5 protein-coding genes and 2 pseudogenes are annotated in these 7,490 nt (G+C 77.1%); 6 read left to right on the forward strand and 1 reads right to left on the reverse strand.

Annotated elements, in window-relative coordinates:
• A pseudogene (locus tag EBM89_RS21490) lies at positions 1-427 on the reverse strand (helicase-associated domain-containing protein); the annotation flags it as partial.
• Positions 428-515: 88 nt separating this feature from the next.
• Between EBM89_RS21490 and EBM89_RS18620 the strand changes: the two are divergent.
• The 6 genes and pseudogenes from EBM89_RS18620 to EBM89_RS22285 form a co-directional block, all read left to right on the forward strand.
• Entirely contained in the window at positions 516-1,841 is a 1,326-nt protein-coding gene (locus tag EBM89_RS18620; protein WP_199732196.1) for an MFS transporter, read from the forward strand.
• On the forward strand, positions 1,838-3,061 hold the full coding sequence (locus EBM89_RS18625; protein WP_122151121.1) for a M20 metallopeptidase family protein: 1,224 nt from the start codon (positions 1,838-1,840) through the stop codon (positions 3,059-3,061). The genes EBM89_RS18620 and EBM89_RS18625 overlap by 4 nt, the downstream gene beginning before the upstream one ends.
• Before the next feature lie 136 nt (positions 3,062-3,197).
• Positions 3,198-4,517, forward strand: a complete 1,320-nt coding sequence (locus EBM89_RS18630; protein ID WP_122151122.1) for an EAL and HDOD domain-containing protein — start codon at positions 3,198-3,200, stop codon at positions 4,515-4,517.
• 115 nt (positions 4,518-4,632) lie between these two features.
• Positions 4,633-5,016 carry a cold-shock protein gene (locus tag EBM89_RS18635; protein ID WP_122151123.1) on the forward strand — a complete coding sequence of 128 codons (384 nt, stop codon included), beginning with the start codon at positions 4,633-4,635 and terminating at the stop codon, positions 5,014-5,016.
• Position 5,017: 1 nt separating this feature from the next.
• Positions 5,018-6,079 (forward strand): DUF3027 domain-containing protein, encoded by a 1,062-nt coding sequence (locus EBM89_RS18640; protein ID WP_122151124.1) that lies wholly within the window; start codon positions 5,018-5,020, stop codon positions 6,077-6,079.
• A pseudogene (locus EBM89_RS22285) lies at positions 6,076-7,490 on the forward strand (hypothetical protein); the annotation flags it as partial. The gene EBM89_RS18640 and the pseudogene EBM89_RS22285, both read left to right, overlap by 4 nt.

Genomic DNA, 7,490 nt, shown 5'->3' on the forward strand with positions numbered 1-7,490 from the left:
TGGGCGCCGCGAGCCCGGCGACCGTCGGCCCCAGCAGCTCCGCCAGCCCGGGCGCGGGGCGCACCTGCGGGTCGGTCGCCCGCCCGGCGACGGGGTGCAGCAGGGCCAGGTCCAGGGCGTCCGCGAGGGCCGCGCGCACGGCAGGGCCGGTGGTCCGACCCGCGCCCACGGCATGGAGGATGTCCTTGCCCCGGACGCCCGAGGCCGCGTCCCCGCCCGAGGTGAGCGCGACGGCGGACTCCACGACCTGCAGCACCGCGGCGTCCACCGAGGCCAGCGCCCGGTCGAGGCTCGGGCGGCTGGTCGCGCGCGCCGCCAGCGACGCCAGCGTGGCGGGCGAGGGGTGCGCGAGATCCGGCCGCCGGACGAGCAGGCGCGCCAGATCCTCGTCCGACCTGCCGCGCAGGTGCTCGCTGAACGTGGCCATCCGCACCACGATACGTTCCGGGCGACGGGCGACGGGCGACGGGCGACGGGCGACGGGCGACGGGCGCGGGGTGGCGGAGGTGGTGGCGGTGGCACGGGTGCGCAGGCGCGTGGTGGTCGCGAGCACGGCGGGCATCTTCGTGGAGTCCCTCGACTGGACGATGTACGGGCTGCTCGCGCCGTACTTCGCCGGGCAGATCTTCCCCGGGGACGACGCGGTGACGAAGGTGCTGGGCGCGTACGCGGTGTTCGCCGCGGGCTTCGTGGCCCGGCCGATCGGGTCGTTCGTCATGGGGCGGATCACCGACACCCGGGGCCGGCGTACCGGCCTGCTGGTGTCGGTGACGCTGATCGCCGTCGGGGCGGCGGTGATCGCTGCCGCGCCCACGTACGCCGTCGCGGGGCCGTGGGCGGCCGTGGTGGTCGTCGCCGCGCGCGTGCTCCAGGGGATCGCCATGGGCGGGGAGGTCGCGACGGCGGCGACGTACGTGGTCGAGGTGGCCCCGGCGGAGCGGCGGCACCGGTACGGGGCGTTCGCGTACTCCGGCGACGCGCTGGGCACCCTCGGCGGCACGGTGGTGCTCGCGGTGCTGCTCGGCGTGCTCGGGCCGGACGCCGTGCGCGCGGGCGGCTGGCGGATCGCCTTCGTCGTCGCGGCGCTGTGCGGGCTGCTCGCGCTGTGGATCCGGCGCGGCGTCCCGGAGTCCGCGGTGTTCGAGCGGGCCCGAGCCGCCGGGACCGAGCCCGCGTGGCCGCTGCTGCGCGCGCACGCGGGGCGCATGGTGCTGACCTTCATGCTGACCATCGGGTCGACCATGGGCGTGTACTTCGGGTCCGTGTACCTGCCGGAGTTCGCGGGGCACACCGGGTACTACACGGAGCAGCAGGCGACGTCGCAGCACACGGTCGCGCTGGTGTGCCTGCTGCTCGCCATGATCGCGTCCGGGTTCCTCGCCGACCGGTTCGGGCCGCTGCCGCTGATCCGGGCGGGGTTCACCGCCGCCGCCGTGCTGGTGGTCCCGCTGATGCTCGGCGTCGCCGCCGGGGTGCTGCCGTACGCCGTCGCGGCGCCGCTGTTCACCACGTGCGTCGGGCTGCAGCTCGGCGTCACCCCCGTCGCGGGCGCTCGGCTGTTCCCGGTGCCCGTGCGCGCGGTCGGGCTGGGTGTGCCCGCGGGCGCCGCCATCGCGCTGTTCGGCGGTACGTTCCTGTTCGTGGCGGAGTGGCTGATCTCCACCGGCGCCCTGCGGCTGGTCCCGGTGTACGCGGCGGCCGGGCTCGCCGTGTCCGCCGTGGGGTCCTGGCTCGTCTCCGAGCGCCTGCTCTACCCCGTCGACACCGCCGTCGGCACCCGCGCCGCCGAGCCCGTCGACCCCGCTGCCGTCGCCCCGACCCGACCCGGAGGACTGCCATGACGCTCGACCCCGCCGTGCTCGCCGGACTGCGCGAGGACGCCCGCGCCCAGCTGCCCGAGGTGGCCGCGCTGCGGCACGCCCTGCACCGCGTCCCGGAGATCGGCCTCGACCTGCCCCGCACCCAGGCGCTCGTGCTGGAGGCCCTGGCGCCGCTCGACCTGGAGGTCAGCACCGGGACCGGGCTGAGCTCGGTGGTCGCGGTGCTGCGCGGCGCGCGCCCCGGACCCGCGGTGCTGCTGCGCGGCGACATGGACGCGCTGCCCGTCACCGAGGACACCGGCGAGGCGTTCAGCAGCGAGCACGCCGGGACCATGCACGCCTGCGGCCACGACCTGCACGTGGCCGGGCTGGTCGGCGCCGCGCGGCTGCTCGCCGCCCGCCGGGACCAGATCGCCGGGTCCGTCGTGCTGATGTTCCAGCCCGGCGAGGAGGGTGACCACGGGGCCCGGATCATGATCGAGGAAGGCGTGCTCGACGCCGCGGGGGAGCGCGTCGTCGCCGCGTACGGCCTGCACGTCGTGTCCTCGATGATCCCGTCCGGCCTGGTCACCACCCGCCCGGGCACGATGCTCGCCGCGGCGGACACCGTGCACGTCACCGTGCACGGGCGCGGCGGCCACGGCTCGATGCCGCACCTCGCGCTGGACCCCGTCCCGGTCGCCGCGGAGATCGTGCTGGCGCTGCAGGCGATGGTCACCCGGCAGTTCGACGTCTTCGACCCCGTCGTGGTCACCGTCGGGCGGATCGACGCCGGGACCACCGACAACGTCATCCCCGGGTCCGCGCGGATCGAGGCGACCGTGCGGTCCTTCTCCGAGGTCGCGCACGGCGTCGTGCCTGAGCGGTTCACCCGGGTGTGCGAGGGCGTCGCCGCCGCGCACGGGCTCACCGTCACGGTGGACTACCAGCGCGGGTACCCCGTCACGGTGAACACCCCCGCCGAGGTCGACCGCGCGGCCGCGCTGACCACCGCGATGCTCGGCGAGGGCGCGTACCTCCCCGCCCCGCAGCCCCTGTCCGGCGCGGAGGACTTCTCCTACGTGCTGCAGGAGGTGCCGGGCACCTACCTGGGCCTCGGGGCGACCCCGGCCGACCTCGACCCGCGCACCGCGCCGTACAACCACTCCGCGCAGGCCCGGTACGACGACGGGGCGCTCGCGGTCGGCCCCGCCGTGCTCGCCGCGCTCGCCCTCGACCGGCTCGCGGAGGCCGCGGGCTGAGGCCCGGAGCGGGCGGAAACCGGACGTCCGGGACGTTCCCGGCGCCCGGAGCGCTCAGGTCCGGGCCCGACGTGCCGATGAACTCCTGCGTCACGCCCAGCAGGGCGACGCGTGCGCGCCGACCGGAGGGACACGCATGGCGGGGATCAACACCGGGCACCTGCCCGGGGCGACGCACGAGGTGTGCGTCGCGCGCCAGGGCATCTACGACGTGCTCAGCCGCCCCATCGGGCACGAGCTGCTGTTCCGCGCCAGCGCCGAGCACACCGAGTCCGGCGTGCGTCCCGGCATCGACGACAACCGGGCGACCGCGACCGTCATCGTCGCGACGCTGACCGAGTTCGGCGTCGAGGACCTCGCGGGCAACGGCGACCTGTTCGTCAACGTCCCGCGCTCGTTCATCGTGGACGAGCTGCCCGTCGCGCTCGACCCGCACCGGGTCGTCCTCGAGGTGCTGGAGCAGGTGCCCGCCGACGAGGAGGTCGTCGCGGGCGTCGAGCGGCTGCGCCGCCTCGGGTTCGGCATCGCGCTCGACGACTTCGTCCCGGACGACCAGCGCTGGTCGCTGCTGCCGCTGTGCGACTACGTCAAGGTCGACATGTCCGACCTCGGCGACCGGCTCGCCGAGTTCGCCGCCGCCCTGCGCGAGGCCGCCCCGCACGCCGCGCTGGTCGCGGAGCGCGTCGAGGACGAGCGGGACTTCCTCGCCGCCCAGGACGCCGGCTTCGACCTGTTCCAGGGCTACCACTTCCGCCGTCCGACGGTGCTCACCCGGCCCGCGCTCGCGCACCACGCGATGGTCGCCGGACGGCTGCTCGTCCAGCTCGGCGACGCCCAGGTGTCCTACCGGCGCCTCGCTCGGCTCACGGCCGCCGACCCCGCCGTCGCGCTCAAGGTGTTCCGCGTCGTGAACTCCGTGTCCGGCGCCGGGCGCACCGTCCGCAACCTGCACCAGGCGCTCGTGCTGCTCGGCCGCGAGCGGTTCCGCGCGATGCTCGTGCTCGAGGTGCTGGCCACCGCCGGGCACCAGGACGACGAGATCCCCCTCATGGCCCTGGCCCGCACCCGCGCCGCCGAGATCCTCGCGCCGCAGGACCCGCTGGAGGCGTCCACCGAGGCCCTGGTCCGCATCGTGTCCGAGCTGCTGGCCGTGCCCGTCGCCGAGCTCGACCCGGAGCTGCACCGGTCCCGCCCCTCGGCGCGGGTGCTCGCCGCCTGCGACGTCCTCGACTCCTACCTCGAGGCCATCGCCCAGGAGCAGGTGCCCGAGATCGGGTCGCCCTACTCGGCGCTGCACGTCTCGCTCGTCTACCTCACCGCCCTGCGCGAGGCCCGGGCGCTGCTCGCCACCGTCTACCAGCCCGTGCCCCGGCTGCGGGCCGTGCCCGAGCAGCGCGGCACCGGGGACGCCCGCGCCGAGACGTCGGCGCCGGTCGGGGAGGCCGTCACCGGCTGAGCGTCGTCCCCAGGCGCGGGCGTGCGTGCCCACGGGCGGGGCGGTGACCGGTAACCTGGGGGGACGTGCGTCGGCGCCAGACCGTCGCATCCGACGAGCACCCCAGGGGAACGCAGTGCCCACCGGCAAGGTCAAGTGGTTCGACACCGATCGCGGGTTCGGCTTCATCGCCGCCGACGACGGCACCGAGGTGTTCCTGCACGCGTCCGCCCTGCCCGCGGGGATCGGGACGCCCAAGCCTGGCACCCGGGTGGACTTCGGCGTCGCCGACGGCCGCCGCGGCCCCCAGGCGCTCGCGGTCAAGCTGCTCGACCCGGTGCCCTCCGTCGCCGCCGTCGTCCGCAAGCCCGCCGACGACATGGCCGTGATCGTGGAGGACCTCATCAAGGTGCTCGACCGCGTCGGCAACGACCTGCGTCGCGGCCGCCGTCCCGAGAAGTCCCGCGCCGAGCAGGTCGCCACCCTGCTGCGCGCCGTCGCCGACGACCTCGAGGCCTGAGATGGCCACCGCGACCCAGGACGCCGTGCTCGCGGCCGCCGTCGACCTCGCCCGCGAGGCCGCGCTCGAGCTCGCCGAGCACCCCACCGACGTCGGCGAGCACCTCGGGTACACCATCGAGGGCGACCGCCTCGTCTCGCACCGCTTCGCCTGCACCGCCAAGGGCTACCGCGGCTGGGTGTGGACCGTCACCGTGTCCCGCGTGCCCCGCGCCCGCAAGGCCACCGTGTGCGAGGCCGTGCTGCTGCCCGGCGACGACGCCGTCCTCGCGCCCGCCTGGGTGCCGTGGGACGAGCGCCTGCGCCCCGGCGACGTCGGCCCCGGCGACGTGCTGCCGTTCCGCGCCGACGACCCGCGCCTCGAGCCCGGGTTCACGCCCACCGGCGACCCGGAGATCGACGACGTCGCCATCGGCGAGCTCGCGCTCGCGCGCAACCGGGTGCTGTCGCCCACCGGCATCGCCGAGACCGCCGAGCGCTGGTTCCGCGGCCGGCAGGGCCCCGCGACCGCCGGGTCCGTCGCGTCCGCCGAGGGCTGCCTGACCTGCGGGTTCCTCGTGCCGCTGCAGGGGTCGCTCGGCACCGTGTTCGGCGTGTGCGTCAACGAGTGGTCGCCCGACGACGGCAAGGTCGTCGCCCTGGAGCACGGCTGCGGCGCGCACTCCGAGACCGACGTCGAGGCGCGACCGTCCGAGTGGCCCGACGTGCCCGTCACCCCGGACCTCGTCGTCGTGCCGACCGCGGAGGTCGTGGCCGGGGGTGCCGGCACGGCCGAGGGCCGCTCCGCCGCCGGGTCCGGCGCCGGGGCGGACGCTGCCGCGGACGTCGCGTCGGAGGGTGCTGCCGCGCCCGAGGGTGCCGCCACGTCGGAGGACGTCGCGTCGGAGGGTGCTGCCGCGTCGGAGGACGTCGCCGCGCCCGAGGACACTGCTGGGTCGGAGGACACTGCTGGGTCGGAGGACGCTGCCGCGTCCGAGGGCTCCGCCGCGTCCGCGCGCGCGGACGCCACCGACGAGGACGCGACCGCGCCGGACGAGGCACCCGCCCCGCAGCCGGAGCCGTGACCGCCGACGTCTTCGGCACGCGCGCGCTGCGCGAACGCGTGCTGGGGACGTGGCGGACCGACCCCGCGCGGCTGCGCGAGGACGCGAACACCGAGGAGGACCACGCCCGCGGGTACTACCGCGACCGCGTGGTCGTCGAGCTCGCCCAGAACGCCGCCGACGCCGCCGTGCGCGCGGGCGTCCCGGGTCGGCTGCTGCTGCGCCTGACCACCCTCGACGAGGTGGGTGCGGTCGGCGACCTCGGCCCCGGTGCTGGCCCCGGCCACGACGACGGGGTCGACCCGGCCGACGTGCGCTCGGGCGACGGCGCGGCGCAGCACGGGGCACCCGGCTCCGGACCGGGACCCGGAGACGCCCTGGACGCCCCCGGGGCGCCGGGCCTCGTGCTCGTCGCCGCGAACACCGGCGCGCCCCTGGACGCCGCCGGGGTCGCCTCCCTGGCGGCGATGCGGGCGTCCTCGTCGCGCGACTGGACGCCCACCGGGGCCGGTCCGGGGCTGGTGGGACGGTTCGGCGTCGGCTTCGCGGCCGTGCGCGCCGTCGCGGACGAGGTCGAGGTCCTCTCCACCTCGGGGGCGGTGCGGTTCTCGCTGGCGGCGACCCGCCGGGACCTGGCGCTCGCGGGCGCGGACGTCCCACGGCTGGCCGAGGAGGTCGCTCTGCGGGACGGGGCGCTGCCCGCGCTGCGCCTGCCCCGCGAGCACGAGGGGCGGCCGCCGTCCGGCTACGACACCGCCGTGCTGCTGCACCTGCGGGACGACGCCGCGGTGGCGTCCGTGCGGGCGATGCTCGACGGCGTCGGCGACGCGCTGCTGCTGGCGCTGCCCGGGCTCACCGAGGTCGTCGTGGAGGACGAGCCCGCCGGGCGGCTGCGCCGGGTCGCCGACGTCGACCGGCGGTGGCGGCGCCGCACGGCCGAGGGCGAGCTCGACCCGGCGCTGGTCGCGGACCGGCCCGTCGAGGAGCGCAGCCGGCGCCGGTGGCGCCTCACCTGGGCGCTGCCCCGTGTCGTCGACGCCGCGGAGGCCGCCGGCACGCCGGGCGTCGCCCCCGAGCAGCGGGTCGTGCACGCCCCGACGCCGACGGACGACGCCCTCGACCTGCCCGCGCTGCTGGTCGGGACGCTGCCGCTCGACCCGACCCGGCGCCGGGTGGCGCGGGGCCCGGCGACCGACGCGCTGCTCGACGTCGCGGCCGACCTGTACGCCCGGCTCGCGACCGACGTCGTGGCGGACGGCGGCGACCCGCTGCGCCTGGTGCCGCTGGGCCTGCCCGCGGGCGACGTGGACGCGGCCCTGCGCCCGCGCCTGGTCGCGGAGCTGGCCCGTACCCCGCTGCTCGCCGCGCCCGGCGCCGACGACGAGGGCGAGGACGAGCCGGACCGCGTCGAGCCGCACCGCGCCGCGACGCT

The sequence above is a fragment of the Cellulomonas triticagri genome (genome assembly GCF_003696205.1).
GTDB lineage: Bacteria > Actinomycetota > Actinomycetes > Actinomycetales > Cellulomonadaceae > Cellulomonas > Cellulomonas triticagri.